The sequence below is a fragment of the Litoribrevibacter euphylliae genome, assembly GCF_042646085.1.
Classification (GTDB): Bacteria; Pseudomonadota; Gammaproteobacteria; order Pseudomonadales; family Litoribrevibacteraceae; genus Litoribrevibacter; species Litoribrevibacter euphylliae.
The window spans coordinates 1,066,112-1,081,898 of sequence record NZ_JBHRSZ010000004.1 but is presented as its reverse complement, the minus strand read 5'-3'; the positions used below and the strand labels follow the sequence as shown (position 1 = coordinate 1,081,898).

Below are 15,787 nucleotides of genomic sequence, written 5' to 3'. Positions count from 1 at the left end.
AGGTGAATCCTAGAAGAGTTTAATTCTAGAAGAGCTCGATGTCGTTTGAGTGATCATTAAGTGTATTAGCCGTGACCTTTTTGAAAATCTCTATGGCTTCGTCTAATTTCTTACCTGAAACAATTTGATCAAACATCTGGCGCTCTGATTCCATGGTGTATTGTTTCTTGATGTTGTCCTGCAATGCTTCCCATTTGGTGTTGGATACTTCTGGATCTTCAAGCAAACCAGCAGTTTCAATCAGGCCGTCATTCACATGATGAAGTCGCTGAGTCATTCGATCATAAAACTGGATGGCGACGATGGCTTGATTGATCTGCTCTCTCAATGCAGTAAAGTCAGCACGAGAAACCTGAACAATGGTATCGTCTTGGTGTCCGTCAAGATGATGAAACTTTTCTGCAATTTCAGAAAAAGATGTAGAAAGCTCAGATACCGATTCACCCGCTTCAATCATAGTTGCTTCAATCTGCGCTGCAGCTAATGCAAGCATTTTAATTGTTGTTTCTAGTTGTTCCGGATTAAGCATCTGGTTATTTCAACCTGTCTAGGTTTGACGGTGACGTATATATTTAAAAATTAATGAGTTAGCATGATATTTCAATGATAATTTAGAATAGTGCATAACCTTAAACGACGCTAGTTGCTGAATATTTGTGAGATGCTAGGTATCGAATGTTTAATGCAGGACAGCACAGTGAATAAAGACGATATTAGGATTAAGAAATAAATTAAGAGTATAGGGGCTAATTATGAGAATTGTGATTGTTAGGCATGGTGAAGCTTCTATGGGCGCCGATTCTGATGCTCAAAGACAGTTAACTGACTATGGTCGAAAACAGGCTCTGAGTACAGGAAAGCAACTAAAGGATTGGGTTACGGACAGAACTAAAATATTACATAGCCCGTTTGACCGGACTTCTGAAACAGCCTCTATTATTGCTGGTGAACTTGATTTGCCAGTAGAAGCGTTGGATGTGTTACAGGCCGGCACACCATACACCCATATTTTGAATTGGTTGCAGTCAACTCAACTTACTGATGTTATTTTGGTCTCTCACAATCCTATGGTGACAGAGCTTACCAATACCTTGGTATATGGTAATGATGCATTATTACAGCCACCGCTTATGTTTGATACCGGATATGCTTGCTGCCTCGAATGTGAATACCCTGGTGCCGGCTGTGTTGAATTGATTAAAAGAGTTATTCCTAAGTAGGGCAGAACACGTATGACGTTTGTTGAAAAAGAAGTAGATCTGGGAAGTGTAACAATAGCGTACAAAGAGTGGGGCTGTATCAGTGATAAAACGCCTGTTCTTTTAATCCATGGATGGCTTGATAACGCAAATAGTTTCGATTTGGTACTGCCAGAACAAGAATTAAATCGTTTATATCTTGCAATTGATTTGCCCGGACATGGTCATTCCTCTCATAAGCCTGAAGGGCAGCTCTACCACTTTCTTGATGGTGTAGCCGACATTCGGAAATTGATTTCTAAGCTAGGCTTCGAAAAAGTGATTTTGGTTGGTCATTCTCTCGGAGCCGCTATTTCTAGTGTGTTTGCTTCAATCTACCCGGAAATAGTTGAGAGAGTTTGTTTAATTGAAGCGGTCGGGCCTATAGCGAGTGATCCGAAAGATAGCGCGCGTCAGTTAAAAGATTCGATTGAGAAACAACTCAAAGGTACAGGGCGTAACATGGTGGCATACCCTGACCTTGAATCTATGATTCAAGCTCGACAGAAGGGCATTGGTGGGCTTAGTTACGAAGCATCAAAGTTGCTGGTAGAACGTTCTCACGAAGCAAATGAAGACGGTCACTTTTGGTCTACAGACCCGAGACTAAGATTACCTTCACCTATGCGTTTGAGTGAAGAGCAAGTGCAGGGCATGCTTTCAAAGATGGAGATACCGCTAAAAATTATTATTGCAGAAAACAGTTTGATTCCTCAGGCGACGATAGAGCAAAGATTGTCCTATTTTACTGATCCGGATGTAAAAACACTGCCGGGTCGCCATCATTTGCATATGGAAGAGTCCGCCGCAAGAGTCGCAGAGGAGCTAAACTCTTTTATTAATGGGTAAGCTTGAATACAAGTATAGGAAGGATAAGGAAAGTTTGATGGTGTCTTTAGGAACGAAGTTAAAAGCAATGATCGTTGTTACTTTGATGTTGCTTAGTGTGCAATTGAAAGCTGAATTACAGCCTTTCCCCTACAGCGATATTCAGACACAAAGCGTAAGCGAAGTTCCTGATTATCGGTTAATTCTTAGTCCAGTAACTAAAGTTAATGGACGATTGCATGTAAGTAAGAGCCGTCGTCTCAATGCTAACTTAGTAAGAGCTCTATACCGTTTGCATGATGACTTTGAATTAGAAGAAATATGGGGCTTTTATCAGCAGCAACTGCAGCGTCAGGATGCAGAGGTTTGGTTTCAATGTCACAGCCGTGACTGTGGTGTGAGTGCGTTATGGGCAAATGATATCTTTGGTGATGCAAAACTTGGTGGACTGGAATCCTCACAGCACTATGGAGTGTATCATTGGCGTTCTTCAGAGCGCAGTCACATTGTTGTTCTGTATGGTGTAGTTCGAGCTAACAAGAGAAAGTATGTAATGGTTGATCAGTTAACAGCATCGGTCGATCAAGTTTCTGAAGGGCCGATCACTAAAAAATCTGATTTACCAGAGCGTGGACAGACTCCGATTTTAATACCTGTATCATTGAATGCTTCGAACCGATTGGTAATGACTTCTTCTGCTCGAACTCAGGTGGCAAGCTTGAGTCAGAAGTTCTTATCAATGAGGCCAGAAAGAATCTTTTTTGTTGGTCATTACTCCAGCGATGAAGGGATTGAGACAGAAATCGAAAAGAGTGAGCAATTAGCTCAGCAGCTTCGTGATTATGTTGGTTCAACCGTTAGTGGTTTAAGGATAGATGTTCATGGCGTAGGGCCATTGTCTCCATCCCACCCCAAAGCATCATCATTAAAACAGTGGGTTGAAGTCTTTGTAGAGAACTGATTGAAGTCCAAAGGAGATCTCATGCCTAAGACGGTATCACTTGTACTAGGAAGTGGGGGCGCTCGGGGATATGCTCATATTGGTGTGATTGAGGTGCTTGAGGAGCGTGGTTATCAAATAAACGCTGTCTCAGGTTCATCCATGGGCGCTTTGGTTGGTGGGGTTTACGCTGCGGGAAAGCTCCCTGAATTCAAAAAGTGGGTGAGTGGTTTCACCTATTTAGAGTTTATGAAGCTGTTGGATTTTTCTCTTCGGGAGCCAGGAGCAATTAGAGGGGATCGCTTATTCAAGGTAATCCGTGAAATGACGGGGGACGTGAAGATTCAGGATTTGCCTATCGAATACACTGCTGTAGCCACAGACTTGATCAGTAAAAAAGAAATTTGGTTTCAGCGGGGAAATTTAGTCAGGGCAATGAGAGCTTCGGTATCAATCCCCAGTCTATTCACACCTGTCTCTCTTAAGGGCATGCTGTTAGTGGATGGCGGTGTGCTGAATCCTATCCCAATTATTCCAACGGTATCTGCACATACTGATCTTACTATTGCTGTTGATCTGGCGGGCCGAGAGTCCAGTGCGACCGCCTCTATGGATGCCGATGATGTTGTTCCTCTAGATGATCAAGAAGAAGCCGAAGCTGAAAGTTTAATGGAAACCACTACAGGCAAAGATTTAATTTCCGAATATCTAGAGTTGGATCTGGATCATTCGAATTCATTGTCTTTGGATACGTTTGGTGAGCTTCTGACGCAAGATATTGAGTCCATGGTTGAGCAGCATGAATCAGAAGAAACCTTGCTGTGGTGGCAACATGTAAAAGATCGAACGTCTCGTTGGTTCAAGCGTTTTCAGGCGGCTGTTGATGATGGTTCACCATTGCCAATGATGAAAATGGGCAAGATTGATGTAATTCATCAGGCTATAGATACCATGCAAAGCTCGTTAAGTAAGTACAAAGTAGCTGGCTATCCACCCGATATAATGATTCAAATTCCAGCGAATGCTTGCGGTACTCTTGATTTTCAGCGTGCTGAAGAGCTTATACAGATTGGTCGTGATTTAGCCGAGAAGGCCATCCCCGATATGCCGTAACGTTCTATTTTCATTAGTCTCTTTGATTGTCTTGGTTTATTCATCGGTGGCTCGGTTTGGTAATCCACTCTATAATTCATTCCAATTTTCATGAGCCTAAATTACATCAACACACAAATTAAGAATTGATATGACAAACATCAACGATTGGGATACACATAGAGCAATAACTGAATTAAGAACCATCAAGGATATGTGCCGTTGGTGTTATAGTCGCATGAATGAAAGTGACGTATTTTTTGGTCATGGTACAAACAATGCGTGGGATGAGAGCACGCAATTGGTATTGAACACATTGTCTCTGCCATGGCATAGCTATGAGAACTTTTCGGATGCAGGGTTGACGACAACAGAGCGTCAGAAAATTATATATAACCTTAAGGCGCGTCTGCACGAAAGAACACCCTTACCTTATATTTTTAATCAGGCGTGGTTTTGTGATCTCCCTTTTTATGTAGATGAGCGAGTATTGATTCCTCGCTCTCCAATTGCTGAATTGTTGAAAAAACATCTCCAGCCATGGTTGGCTTATGAGCCGGCGAGAATTTTGGATATGTGTACAGGAAGTGGCTGTATTGGCATTGCAGCGGCTTATGAGTTTCCTGAATCCGAAGTTGATTTGGTAGATATATCTTTGGATGCATTAGAAGTTGCTCAACAGAATATTGATGATCACCACCTAACCGATCGTGTGTTTCCTATGCAATCTGATTTGTTTAAAGGAATTCCTGAGGGTGTTAAGTACGATATCATCATTGCTAACCCTCCGTACGTGGATCGAGAGGACTTTGATGCCATGCCTTCTGAGTTCGTGCACGAACCTGCGATAGCACTAATTTCGGGCAACGACGGAATGGATGCGCCAGGTGATATTTTGCGAAACGCTCTAAAATATTTATGTGAAGATGGCTTGTTTATTATGGAAGTAGGGTATTCCATGCATAATCTTGAACAAGCGTTTCCGGGGATCGATTTTAATTGGTTAGAGCTTGAAAATGGTGGTGATGGCATTTTCATCATGACGTATGAAGAGCTAAAAGCTAATCAAGAGGCTTTAGCTGGTAATTAATAGCCTAAGAGTGGAAAGATCTTTGGGGGTATGAAGGTCTTTCACGTATAATGAGCGACTTTTCTGTATCAGGATGTATTTTGAGAGGGCTTAATGTCTGGTAATAGTTTTGGGAAGTTATTCACTGTCACTACGTTTGGTGAAAGTCATGGTAAGGCATTAGGCTGTATTATTGATGGTTGCCCTCCAGGAATTGAAATTTCAGAAGAAGAGATTCAGCAAGACTTAGATCGCCGTAAGCCAGGTACGTCGAAATTTACGACTCAGCGACGTGAGCCTGATCAGGTCGAAATTCTTTCCGGAGTTTTTGAAGGAAAAACTACAGGCACTTCCATCGGGATGGTGATCCACAATACGGATCAGCGTTCCAAAGACTATTCCAAAATCAAAGATACTTTCCGCCCTAACCATGCTGATTACGGGTATGAGCAAAAATACGGTATTCGGGATTACCGCGGTGGCGGTCGCTCGTCGGCAAGAGAAACTGCGATGCGTGTAGCAGCCGGTGCTGTTGCTAAGAAATATCTAAAGCAACGTTATGGCATTGAGATTCGCGGCTATATGTCTCAATTGGGGCCAATCAAAGCTGAAAAGTTAGATTGGGATCAAGTTCATCAAAACCCGTTTTTCTGCCCTGACGCAGATAAAGTCCCAGAGCTGGAAGAGTACATGACCGCTCTTCGTAAGTCGGGAGACTCCATAGGCGCTAAAATTACTGTAGTAGCGAGTGGTTTAATGCCGGGGCTCGGCGAGCCTGTCTTTGATCGCTTGGATGCAGATCTTGCTCATGCCTTGATGAGTATTAATGCCGTTAAGGGTGTTGAAATTGGCGACGGTTTTGGTTGTATTGAACAGAAAGGTTCCGAGCATCGAGATGAGCTAACGCCTGAAGGGTTTTTATCCAATCACTCTGGTGGTATTTCTGGTGGTATCAGTACAGGACAGGATATTGTGGCTCATATTGCTCTTAAGCCAACGTCTAGTATTCTGCTTCCTGGTAAAAGTATCGATAAATCGGGCAACCCGATTGAAGTTGTTACTACCGGGCGTCATGATCCCTGTGTTGGTGTTCGTGCAACGCCAATTGCAGAAGCAATGCTGGCCATGGTCGTTATGGATCACATGTTACGTCATCGCGCTCAAAATGCTGATGTACAATCAAATGTGCCTGTAATCCCCGCTTCTGTGGATGAATAGCGACATCGAATACAAAGGCGGCTGGTCTTGGGGATCAGTCGCAACGCCTCTTTCTCTATTCTATTTTTTCTACTTTTCCTTTCTTGGTTGCTTACTGCCTTTTTGGCCTGTTTTTCTTAAAGAGCAGGGCTTTACCGGCTATCAAATTGGGCTTGTTCAAGCCATCTTTTTGGGCACTAAAATTTTTGCGCCGAGCATAGCTGGCTTGATATCAGATCAGACAGGCTTAAGAGTTCAGGTGATTCGCGTAGGTGTAGTCGGGGCAGGCATATTTTTTTCGCTGTTCTTGCTGCCGTTTACACTGAGCGAACTCTTGATTTATAGCTTTTTGTATTCGCTTTTTTGGAATGCGATTCTTTCGCAATTTGAAGCCTACACGCTGGAGTCACTTGGGCCTAAGGCTTCAAAGTACGCAAAAATACGAATGTGGGGTTCGATTGGGTTCATTGTATCTTCTATTGGGCTAGGTACGCTCTTTGATTTTGTTTCATTGCATTGGCTGCCAGTTATTATGCTTGGCGTGATTGGTATGGCTGGTGTGCTTAGCTTCTCATTACCTGAATTGATTAGTAAGGATTCTGCAGGAGAAGAGAAAGAGCCCAATAAAAGTATTATCCCTTTGCTTTATCGGAAGGATATTCAGGCATTTTTACTTATTTGCTTTCTTACTCAGGTATCTCATGGGCCGTATTATTCCTTTTATAGTCTTTATATGAAGGAGTTTGGGTACAGTACCACCTGGGTCGGCGGGCTGTGGGCGTTTGCAGTGGTTGCCGAGGTTGTGCTGTTTCTTATGTTTCCTGCTTGGGTTAAAAAACGAGGGGCATATTTTTTATTGTTGCTGTCGATTGTGTTGACGGTGGTTCGTTGGTTAGTGATAGGGGCTTTCCCTCATTTATTGGGACTTGTCATTATCGGGCAGGCATTACATGCATTCTCTTTTGGTTGTTTGCATGTAGTTTCTATGCTGTATGTGCAGCAATATTTTTCCAGGGAGTTTTCAGGAAGAGGGCAGGCGCTTTATAGTGGCGTGAGCTTTGGTTTGGGTGGTGCAGCGGGGGCTTTGATCAGTGGTGTTTTATGGGAGCAAGCAGAGCATGATGTGCTGTTTTATTTTGCTGCGTTCTCAGCTCTTGTTTCTCTTCTGGTAGTGAGACGAATCAAAAACTGATTCATTCTTTTATCGTATTTATCAAAAATCACTCAATAAAAAAGACCGCTTAAAGCGGTCTTTTTAGAGCGGTAAAGACGTGGTTATTTTTCCAAGTCTCTTTGCTTCTCTCCAGTATAAAGCTGGCGAGGACGACCGATGCGGTTGTTACCACCGATCATTTCATGCCAGTGAGCAATCCAGCCTGGTGTACGACCAGTAGCAAAGATTACTGTGAACATTTCTGTCGGGATGCCGATCGCTTTCAGAATGATGCCGGAATAGAAGTCAACGTTAGGGTATAGGTTACGCTTAACGAAGTACTCGTCTTCAAGAGCAATCTTCTCAAGTTCCATAGCCATCTTAAGCTGAGGATCATTCTCCAAGCCAAGTTCAGCCAGAACTTCGTCGCAGCATTTCTTCATTTCTACTGCACGAGGGTCGTAGCTCTTATAAACGCGGTGACCAAAGCCCATTAGGCGGAACGGATCATCTTTGTCTTTTGCTTTCTCAATAAACTCAGGGATCTTATCGTAGGTACCGATTTCATCAAGCATCTTAAGCACTGCTTCGTTTGCACCGCCGTGAGCAGGGCCCCATAGTGCTGCAATACCTGCCGCAATACACGCAAATGGGTTGGCACCTGTAGAACCGGCTAGGCGTACAGTAGAAGTAGATGCGTTTTGTTCGTGATCAGCGTGCAGAAGGAAGATCTTATCCATTGCGCGAGCAATCACTGGGTTGATTGGTTTTTCTTCACATGGCGTGTTAAACATCATGTGTAGGAAGTTTTCAGAGTAGCTCAATTCATTTTTAGGGAACATGAACGGCTGGCCAATGCTGTACTTGTAGACCATGGCTGCAATCGTCGGCATTTTAGCAATCAATCTGAATGCTGAAACTTCGCGGTGACGAGGGTCGTTAATGTCTAGTGAATCATGGTAGAAAGCTGAAAGAGCACCTACAACGCCACACATAATTGCCATCGGGTGAGAGTCACGACGGAAACCGTGGAAAAAATCGCTTAATTGATCGTGCACCATCGTATGATGAGTAATGGTGTGTTCGAACTTTTCTTTTTCTTCAGCAGTTGGGAGCTCGCCAAAAAGAAGAAGGTGACATGTTTCTAGAAAGGTCGCTTTCTCAGCTAGTTGCTCAATAGGGTAGCCTCTATGAAGAAGTACACCTTTGCCGCCATCAATATATGTGATTGCGGATTCGCAGGCTGCAGTGGATACAAAACCAGGATCGTAAGTGAAATAACCTTCACCAGTTAAACCACGAACGTCGATCACGTCCGGACCCACAGTTCCAGAATAAACAGGTAGATCTAAAGTCTTACCGTCTATCGTAAGCTGTGCTTTTTTATCAGCCATGCAAGGCCTCCTTGTAATACGTTTTCTTTAACTCCCAATGGAAGATCGGAGTATTGTTCTCCGTTTTTAATTTGCTCTATCCCAGAAAAAGTATGGACGTAAATTGCCTTACTGGTGGCGTAACTATAAGGCGTTAAGCCGTTTTGTCAATCAAGGGGGCAGGATTAGCCCTAATATTCATTAATTTTTAGGGGGTTGGCGAAAAAATAATCTAGAGTTAGGTGCAAATATGGTGCATTGAATAATAATTGGTCGAAAATTGGCATTTTAATGGTGCAGTCTTCGCAATCCCTTATCTGCATTGAATTTCTTCGGGTGGCTGATTATAATCACCGCGCTCTCAAATCTAGTCATTGGCTTAGATTTATCAAAACCTGGATTAGTTTGGACTAATGTTCTTACTAAATTATAAGGTGCTAAAAGCACTGAATGGGCTAGGCATTCATAACCTTGTTGTGAATGTAAATGTCTGCATCGCGGACCCAAACGGATAGAGTGTATAACCGTGAATAGCAATAGACCAAAAAACCTTGATCTAACTACGATTCAGCTTCCGCTAACAGCGAAAGCATCCATCCTTCATAGGATCTCAGGTTTTGCATTGTTCTTCGGTATGATCTTTGTTATTGCAGCTTTAGATATGTCTTTAGCTTCAGAAGAAAGTTTCAACCAATTAAAAGAATGCATGCAAAGTCCTGTAGCTAAATTTATTACTTGGGGCATTTTATCTGCTCTTGGCTATCACTTTGTTGCTGGCATTAAGCACTTATTGATGGATGCAGGCATCGGCGAAACACTTGAGAGTGGTCGTATTGCTTCAATTATCACACTGGTTCTTGGTGGTACGGTAATTATTTTAGCGGGAGTTTGGGTATGGTAACTAGCGTTACAAATTTCAGCCGTAGTGGCTTGTCTGATTGGGTTCTTCAGCGCGTAAGTGCTGTTATTTTGGCAACTTATGCAATCTTTATTGTAGGTTACCTACTATGTACCCCTGAGCTAACTTTTGGGCAGTGGAAAGAGCTTTTTAGCATGACCTCTGTTCGTATTTATACACTGTTAGCTGTTCTTGCTCTGGTTGCTCACGCTTGGGTGGGTTTATGGACCATTGCAACTGACTATATTAAACCAGCTTTTATTCGCTTCATTTTTAATGCTGGTGTTATTGGCACTTTGTTTGTGCTGGTAGTTTGGTCAATCGAAATTCTTTGGGGGCTGTAATTTATGTCAAGTCAAATTCGTACAATGACGTTTGACTCCATCGTTATTGGTGGTGGCGGCGCTGGTATGCGTGCCGGTTTGCAGTTGGCTGAATCAGGCCTAAAGACTGCTGTAGTATCAAAAGTTTTCCCAACTCGTTCACATACAGTATCTGCTCAGGGCGGCATTACTTGTGCTATCGCAAGTGCTGACCCAAATGATGATTGGCGCTGGCACATGTTTGATACCGTAAAAGGTTCAGACTATATCGGTGACCAAGATGCAATTGAATATATGTGTAGTGTTGGCCCTCAGGCAGTATTCGAACTAGACCATATGGGCCTTCCATTTTCTCGTTTTGAAAATGGCCGCATCTACCAGCGTCCGTTCGGTGGTCAGTCAAAAGAGTTTGGTAAGGGTGGCCAGGCTGCGCGTACATGTGCTGCTGCTGACCGTACAGGTCACGCTCTTCTTCATACTCTTTATCAGGCTAACTTGGCAGCTGGAACTACCTTCTTAAATGAATGGTATGCGGTTGACCTTGTCAAGAACAAGAAAGGTCAAGTGGTTGGTTGTGTTGCTATTGATATGGAGTCTGGTGAGACCGTTTATATCAAAGCAAAAGCTACAGTGCTGGCAACCGGTGGTGCAGGTCGCATCTATCAGTCCACAACTAACGCCCACATTAATACCGGTGACGGTGTTGGTATGTCTTTGCGCGCCGGTTTCGTTGCGCAGGATATGGAGATGTGGCAGTTCCACCCAACCGGCATCGCTGGTGCAGGTGTACTTGTTACTGAAGGTTGTCGTGGTGAAGGTGGTTACCTGATCAATAAAGACGGCGAGCGCTTCATGGAACGTTATGCTCCAAACGCAAAAGACCTAGCTGGTCGTGACGTTGTTGCTCGCTCTATGGTTATGGAAATTCTGGAAGGTCGTGGTGCTGGTGAAAATGGCGATCATGTATTCCTTAAGTTAGACCACTTGGGTGAAGAAGTTCTTAACAGCCGCCTACCTGGTATCTGTGAGCTTTCTAAGACGTTTGCACACGTTGACCCTGCAAAAGAGCCAATTCCTGTAGTACCTACATGTCACTATATGATGGGTGGTGTACCTACTAATATTGGCGGCCAAGCCATTCAGTTGAATGAAGACGGTACTGAAACTATTGTTGATGGTTTGTTTGCATGTGGTGAGGTGGCTTGTGTATCTGTACACGGTGCTAACCGTCTAGGTGGTAACTCACTACTTGACTTAGTTGTATTTGGTCGTGCTGCTGGTATTCAAATTGAGAAGCAATTGCGTGAAGGCTTCGACGTTATGGATGCAGAAGATACCGACATTGATAACGCACTTGCTCGTCTTAACAAGATCAACACCAGTACAAGTGGTGAAGATGTTGCTGTAGTTCGTGCGGACCTTCAGAAATGTATGCAGCTTTACTTTGGCGTATTCCGCGATGGTGAGAGCATGCAGAAAGGTCTTGAGATGCTTAAAGAGATTGGTCAGCGCGTTAACAATCTATACATCTCAGATAAGAGTCAGGCATTTAACACTGCCCGAATCGAAGCTCTAGAACTAGGTAACTTGTATGAAGTCGCTTATGCAACAGCGGTTGCTGCTGAAGCTCGTAAAGAGAGTCGCGGTGCTCATGCTCGTAATGACTTTACTGAGCGTGATGACGAGAACTGGTTAAAGCACTCGATTTACTTCCCGTCCAGTCAAACAATTGGCAAACGTGACGTAAACTTTGCTCCTAAGACAGTTGAGGCATTCCCGCCTAAAGCTCGTACTTACTAATGCAGGCTCGATGAGGTAAAAATTACAATGTTAGTTAGCGTATATCGTTACAACCCGGAGACAGACCAAGCTCCGTATATGCAAGACTACAATATCGAGATTCCTGGTGGTAAGGATCTTATGGTATTGGATGTGTTGCATCTAATTAAAGAGCAGGACTCTTCATTGTCTTTCCGTCGTTCATGTCGTGAAGGGGTGTGTGGTTCTGATGGTTTGAATATTAATGGTAAAAATGGTCTAGCCTGTATTACACCACTATCTGAGTGTGTAAAAGGGGACAAGCTGGTACTTCGTCCACTTCCTGGATTACCAGTGATCCGCGACCTGATTGTAGATATGGAACAATTCTACAAACAGTATGAAAAGATCAAACCGTATTTGATTAATGACACGCCAGCGCCAGCTATTGAGCGCCTACAGTCTCCTGAAGATCGTGAGCATCTGGATGGACTTTACGAGTGTATTTTGTGTGCTTGTTGTTCAACTGCGTGCCCGTCTTTCTGGTGGAACCCTGATAAATTCATTGGCCCATCAGGCCTGCTTCAGGCATATCGATTCCTAATCGATAGTCGTGATACGGCGACTGAAGAACGTTTGGCTGCATTGGATGATCCATTCAGTGTATTCCGTTGCCGTGGCATCATGAATTGTGTTAACGTTTGCCCTAAAGGTCTTAACCCTACTAAGGCAATCGGCCATATTCGCAACATGCTGCTACAGCGCGGAGCGTAATGTAGAAAAGGGGCTGTTTTTCAGCCCCTTTTTTTATTCTCATCGTCCAAAAAATAATTAGATTACAAATTGATGAGAAAAATCTTGGGGGAAGTTTTGCATTCTTTCGATATTTATTCTAAAACTAGATAAATGTCGGAAAAATCAGAAGTTTTTGCTCAAAAAGCAATTTCTTCAAAGTGACTAAAAGTAAATAGGGGAATGGATACGATCCATTGCTAATAATTTACATCTACTATCCTAGGTTTGAATTATTTTCACCCCTCGCAAGATGCATTAAGGACGGTAACGAATGCAAGAAGCTTCTATGGAGCAACTTTGGGGTAGCTCCCATTTAGGTGGCAATGTGGCTTATGTGGAAGCCATGTATGAAGCCTATCTAAAAGACCCTAATGATGTGCCTGAACAATGGCGCTCATATTTTGATCGACTTCCAAGATCTACAGAAACAGCACCTCACGATATTCCTCATTCTACAATTCGTGAGACCTTTATCCTTCACGCCAAGAACAAAGACACTAATCGTCCTAAAGCAGCCAGCGCTGTTAGTTCAGATTTCGACATCAAACAAGTTAAAGTTCTTGATCTGATTAACGCGTATCGAGTCAGAGGACATCAAAAGGCTGATCTTGATCCATTGAATTTAATGGAGCGTGAAGACGTACCAGACCTACAGTTAAGTTATCACGGCCTTTCCACGGCTGATATGGATACCGTATTCCAGACAGGTAACCTTGCAACTAGCTCTGACCATGCATCTCTCTCAGAGATCCTAGAAACACTTGAGAAGACATACTGTACTTCAGTGGGTGCTGAGTACATGCATATTGTTGATACCGCAGAGAAAGAGTGGTTACAGCAGCGTTTAGAAAGTGTTAAATCTCATCCTAAGTACAGCTCCGAAGTTTCCAAGCATGTTCTTGAGCGCTTGGTCGCTGCGGAAGGGCTAGAGAAATATCTTCAGTCTAAATATCCAGGCACCAAGCGTTTTGGCCTGGAAGGTGGTGAGTCCTTAATTCCTTTAATGGATGAACTTATTCAGCGTGCGGGTACTTATCAAGTTCAGGAAGTTGTAATTGGTATGGCACACCGTGGCCGCCTTAACGTTCTGATAAATACATTGGGTAAATCACCAGCAGACCTGTTTGATGAGTTTGAAGGCCGCGCTCAGTTTGATAGCTCCGGTGACGTAAAATATCACCAAGGTTTCTCGTCAAATGTAATGACTCCGGGCGGTGAAGTTCACCTTGCACTTGCCTTTAACCCGTCACATTTGGAAATTGTGTCTCCTGTAGTTGAAGGCTCGGTACGTGCCCGTCAAGATAGACGTAAAGACACTGTGGGCACAACAGTTATGCCTATCAGTATTCACGGTGATGCTGCTTTTGCTGGCCAAGGGGTTGTGATGGAAACCTTCCAGGCCTCTCAAACTCGTGCATATAAAACAGGCGGTACCGTCCACGTTATTGTCAATAACCAAGTTGGCTTTACCACATCGCTTCGTGAAGATGCTCGTTCGACCGAGTATTGCACCGATGTTGCGAAGATGGTTCAAGCGCCAATTTTCCATGTTAATGCTGACGACCCTGAAGCTGTTTTCTTTGTTACTCAATTGGCAGCTGACTATCGTTTCGAGTTTAAGAAAGACATCGTTATTGATTTGATTTGTTATCGTCGTAGAGGCCATAACGAGGCCGACGAACCATCGGGCACACAGCCCCTAATGTATGAGCAAATTAAGAAACAGAAATCTACGTGCGAGTTATATGCTCAAAAACTGATTTCTGAAGGTGTTATTGATAAAGCGTTTTATGATTCGTTAGTGAACGAGTATCGTGATGCGCTAGACAATGGACATCATGTAGTTAAAAGCTTGGTTCGTGAGCCTAATGAGTCTATGTTTGTGGACTGGAAGCCATACCTAGGGCACGACTGGACGGCTTATCATGATACGAAAATTGACCTAAAAGCACTTCAGAACTTGGCAAATCAACTGACTGAAGTACCAGAAGGTTTTGTTGTACAACGTCAAGTACAAAAGATTATCGAAGATCGTCGAAAAATGACCGTTGGAGCTATGCCCATCAACTGGGGTTATGCTGAGACAATGGCATATGCGACTCTTCTTCATGAAGGGCATCCTATTCGATTAACCGGACAAGATGTTGGCCGGGGGACGTTCTCGCATCGACATGCTGTCTTGCATAATCAAAAGGATGCATCGCGCCATATCCCTCTTGAGCAACTGGCAACTGAGCAAATACCGTTTAACATTTACGACTCTTTCTTATCTGAAGAAGCGGTGCTTGCATTTGAATATGGTTATGCAACCACTCAACCAAATGCATTAGTTGTATGGGAAGCTCAATTTGGTGACTTCGCAAACGGGGCACAAGTTGTAATTGATCAGTTTATAACCAGTGGTGAGCACAAATGGGGCCGTCTATGCGGGCTTACAATGTTGTTACCTCATGGCTATGAAGGTCAGGGGCCAGAGCATTCATCTGCACGTCTTGAGCGTTATCTGCAGTTGTGTGCTGAGCATAATATTCAGGTGTGCCTACCTACTACCCCAGCCCAAGTATTCCATATGCTTCGTCGCCAGGTGATTAGGCCTCTACGTAAGCCTTTGGTAGCACTAACACCGAAGAGTTTACTTCGTCATAAAGAAGCTATTTCAACGTTGGAAGAGCTGGCGGAAGGCTCTTTCCAAACCGTCATCGGTGAAATTGACGAGATCAAGCCAAAAGACGTTAAGCGTATCGTACTTTGTTCAGGCAAGGTCTATTACGATTTGCTTCAAGCTCGTCGTGAAAGAGAAATTGATGATGTAGCTATTATCCGTATCGAACAACTTTATCCTTTCCCTGAAGATGATATGACCTCTGTTCTTAAAGGGTATAAAAACGTGGAAAAAGTAGTTTGGTGTCAGGAAGAGCCAATGAACCAGGGCGCTTGGTATAGCAGTCAGCACCATATGCGTCGAGTTGTTCGTTCGCTTAAGTTTGCTAAGCTTGATTACGAACTGGATTATGCAGGTCGTGACGCTTCAGCTTCGCCAGCAGCGGGTTATATGGCTCTGCACGTTGAACAGCAAAATAAATTAATTGATGATGCCTTGGTTGGTTAAGGCTCTTATTGGCA

14 protein-coding genes are annotated in these 15,787 nt (G+C 43.5%); 12 read left to right on the top strand and 2 right to left on the bottom strand.

The features are described 5' to 3' along the window. Positions 1 to 25 precede the first annotated feature (25 nt). Entirely contained in the window at positions 26 to 529 is a 504-nt protein-coding gene (locus tag ACFOEK_RS12520) for a hypothetical protein (protein WP_386721398.1), read from the bottom strand. Positions 530 to 752: 223 nt separating this feature from the next. On the opposite strand from ACFOEK_RS12520, the gene sixA reads away from it, so the two are divergent. From sixA to ACFOEK_RS12485, 7 genes are all read left to right on the top strand, one after another. Beyond that, the gene (gene sixA / locus ACFOEK_RS12515; protein ID WP_386721395.1) at positions 753 to 1,220 is read left to right on the top strand and encodes a phosphohistidine phosphatase SixA; all 468 of its coding nucleotides are present in this window, start codon (positions 753 to 755) and stop codon (positions 1,218 to 1,220) included. A gap of 12 nt (positions 1,221 to 1,232) precedes the next feature. Beyond that, positions 1,233 to 2,087 (top strand): alpha/beta fold hydrolase, encoded by an 855-nt coding sequence (locus ACFOEK_RS12510; RefSeq protein ID WP_386721392.1) that lies wholly within the window; start codon positions 1,233 to 1,235, stop codon positions 2,085 to 2,087. Between the two features lie 37 nt (positions 2,088 to 2,124). Continuing rightward, on the top strand, positions 2,125 to 3,027 hold the full coding sequence (locus tag ACFOEK_RS12505; protein ID WP_386721389.1) for a DUF4892 domain-containing protein: 903 nt from the start codon (positions 2,125 to 2,127) through the stop codon (positions 3,025 to 3,027). A 21-nt stretch (positions 3,028 to 3,048) separates the two neighbouring features. Further along, positions 3,049 to 4,119 (top strand): patatin-like phospholipase family protein, encoded by a 1,071-nt coding sequence (locus ACFOEK_RS12500; protein ID WP_386721386.1) that lies wholly within the window; start codon positions 3,049 to 3,051, stop codon positions 4,117 to 4,119. A gap of 130 nt (positions 4,120 to 4,249) precedes the next feature. Further along, entirely contained in the window at positions 4,250 to 5,188 is a 939-nt protein-coding gene (prmB, locus tag ACFOEK_RS12495; RefSeq protein ID WP_386721383.1) for a 50S ribosomal protein L3 N(5)-glutamine methyltransferase, read from the top strand. A 93-nt stretch (positions 5,189 to 5,281) separates the two neighbouring features. Then, positions 5,282 to 6,385: a chorismate synthase gene (gene aroC / locus ACFOEK_RS12490; protein WP_386721380.1), complete on the top strand. Its 1,104-nt coding sequence runs from the start codon at positions 5,282 to 5,284 to the stop codon at positions 6,383 to 6,385. Continuing rightward, positions 6,378 to 7,556 (top strand): MFS transporter, encoded by a 1,179-nt coding sequence (locus tag ACFOEK_RS12485; RefSeq protein ID WP_386721377.1) that lies wholly within the window; start codon positions 6,378 to 6,380, stop codon positions 7,554 to 7,556. Before aroC ends, ACFOEK_RS12485 begins: the two co-directional genes overlap by 8 nt. An 83-nt stretch (positions 7,557 to 7,639) precedes the next feature. Here the strand turns inward: ACFOEK_RS12485 and gltA are convergent, their stop codons facing one another. Next, a complete protein-coding gene (gene gltA / locus ACFOEK_RS12480) occupies positions 7,640 to 8,911 on the bottom strand; it encodes a citrate synthase (protein WP_386721374.1) in 1,272 nt (423 codons plus the stop codon). A gap of 505 nt (positions 8,912 to 9,416) precedes the next feature. On the opposite strand from gltA, the gene sdhC reads away from it, so the two are divergent. The 5 genes from sdhC (at position 9,417) to ACFOEK_RS12455 (ending at position 15,773) form a co-directional block, all read left to right on the top strand. Then, positions 9,417 to 9,791, top strand: coding sequence for a succinate dehydrogenase, cytochrome b556 subunit (sdhC, locus tag ACFOEK_RS12475; protein ID WP_386721371.1), 375 nt, complete (start codon positions 9,417 to 9,419; stop codon positions 9,789 to 9,791). Further along, positions 9,785 to 10,132 (top strand): succinate dehydrogenase, hydrophobic membrane anchor protein, encoded by a 348-nt coding sequence (gene sdhD, locus ACFOEK_RS12470; protein WP_386721368.1) that lies wholly within the window; start codon positions 9,785 to 9,787, stop codon positions 10,130 to 10,132. Before sdhC ends, sdhD begins: the two co-directional genes overlap by 7 nt. Before the next feature lie 3 nt (positions 10,133 to 10,135). Next, positions 10,136 to 11,911 carry a succinate dehydrogenase flavoprotein subunit gene (gene sdhA, locus ACFOEK_RS12465; protein WP_386721365.1) on the top strand — a complete coding sequence of 592 codons (1,776 nt, stop codon included), beginning with the start codon at positions 10,136 to 10,138 and terminating at the stop codon, positions 11,909 to 11,911. A 27-nt stretch (positions 11,912 to 11,938) separates the two neighbouring features. Further along, positions 11,939 to 12,643, top strand: coding sequence for a succinate dehydrogenase iron-sulfur subunit (locus tag ACFOEK_RS12460; RefSeq protein ID WP_386721362.1), 705 nt, complete (start codon positions 11,939 to 11,941; stop codon positions 12,641 to 12,643). A 292-nt stretch (positions 12,644 to 12,935) separates the two neighbouring features. After that, a complete protein-coding gene (locus tag ACFOEK_RS12455) occupies positions 12,936 to 15,773 on the top strand; it encodes a 2-oxoglutarate dehydrogenase E1 component (protein ID WP_386721359.1) in 2,838 nt (945 codons plus the stop codon). The last annotated feature ends 14 nt before the right edge of the window (positions 15,774 to 15,787 follow it).

What these genes read in the sequence shown, in the direction of transcription:
- ACFOEK_RS12520 (WP_386721398.1), bottom strand. Translation starts at nt 529, where the DNA reads ATGCTTAATCCGGAACAACTAGAAACAACAATTAAAATGCTTGCATTA.
- sixA (WP_386721395.1), top strand. Translation starts at nt 753, where the DNA reads ATGAGAATTGTGATTGTTAGGCATGGTGAAGCTTCTATGGGCGCCGAT.
- ACFOEK_RS12510 (WP_386721392.1), top strand. Translation starts at nt 1,233, where the DNA reads ATGACGTTTGTTGAAAAAGAAGTAGATCTGGGAAGTGTAACAATAGCG.
- ACFOEK_RS12505 (WP_386721389.1), top strand. Translation starts at nt 2,125, where the DNA reads ATGGTGTCTTTAGGAACGAAGTTAAAAGCAATGATCGTTGTTACTTTG.
- ACFOEK_RS12500 (WP_386721386.1), top strand. Translation starts at nt 3,049, where the DNA reads ATGCCTAAGACGGTATCACTTGTACTAGGAAGTGGGGGCGCTCGGGGA.
- prmB (WP_386721383.1), top strand. Translation starts at nt 4,250, where the DNA reads ATGACAAACATCAACGATTGGGATACACATAGAGCAATAACTGAATTA.
- aroC (WP_386721380.1), top strand. Translation starts at nt 5,282, where the DNA reads ATGTCTGGTAATAGTTTTGGGAAGTTATTCACTGTCACTACGTTTGGT.
- ACFOEK_RS12485 (WP_386721377.1), top strand. Translation starts at nt 6,378, where the DNA reads ATGAATAGCGACATCGAATACAAAGGCGGCTGGTCTTGGGGATCAGTC.
- gltA (WP_386721374.1), bottom strand. Translation starts at nt 8,911, where the DNA reads ATGGCTGATAAAAAAGCACAGCTTACGATAGACGGTAAGACTTTAGAT.
- sdhD (WP_386721368.1), top strand. Translation starts at nt 9,785, where the DNA reads ATGGTAACTAGCGTTACAAATTTCAGCCGTAGTGGCTTGTCTGATTGG.
- sdhA (WP_386721365.1), top strand. Translation starts at nt 10,136, where the DNA reads ATGTCAAGTCAAATTCGTACAATGACGTTTGACTCCATCGTTATTGGT.
- ACFOEK_RS12460 (WP_386721362.1), top strand. Translation starts at nt 11,939, where the DNA reads ATGTTAGTTAGCGTATATCGTTACAACCCGGAGACAGACCAAGCTCCG.
- ACFOEK_RS12455 (WP_386721359.1), top strand. Translation starts at nt 12,936, where the DNA reads ATGCAAGAAGCTTCTATGGAGCAACTTTGGGGTAGCTCCCATTTAGGT.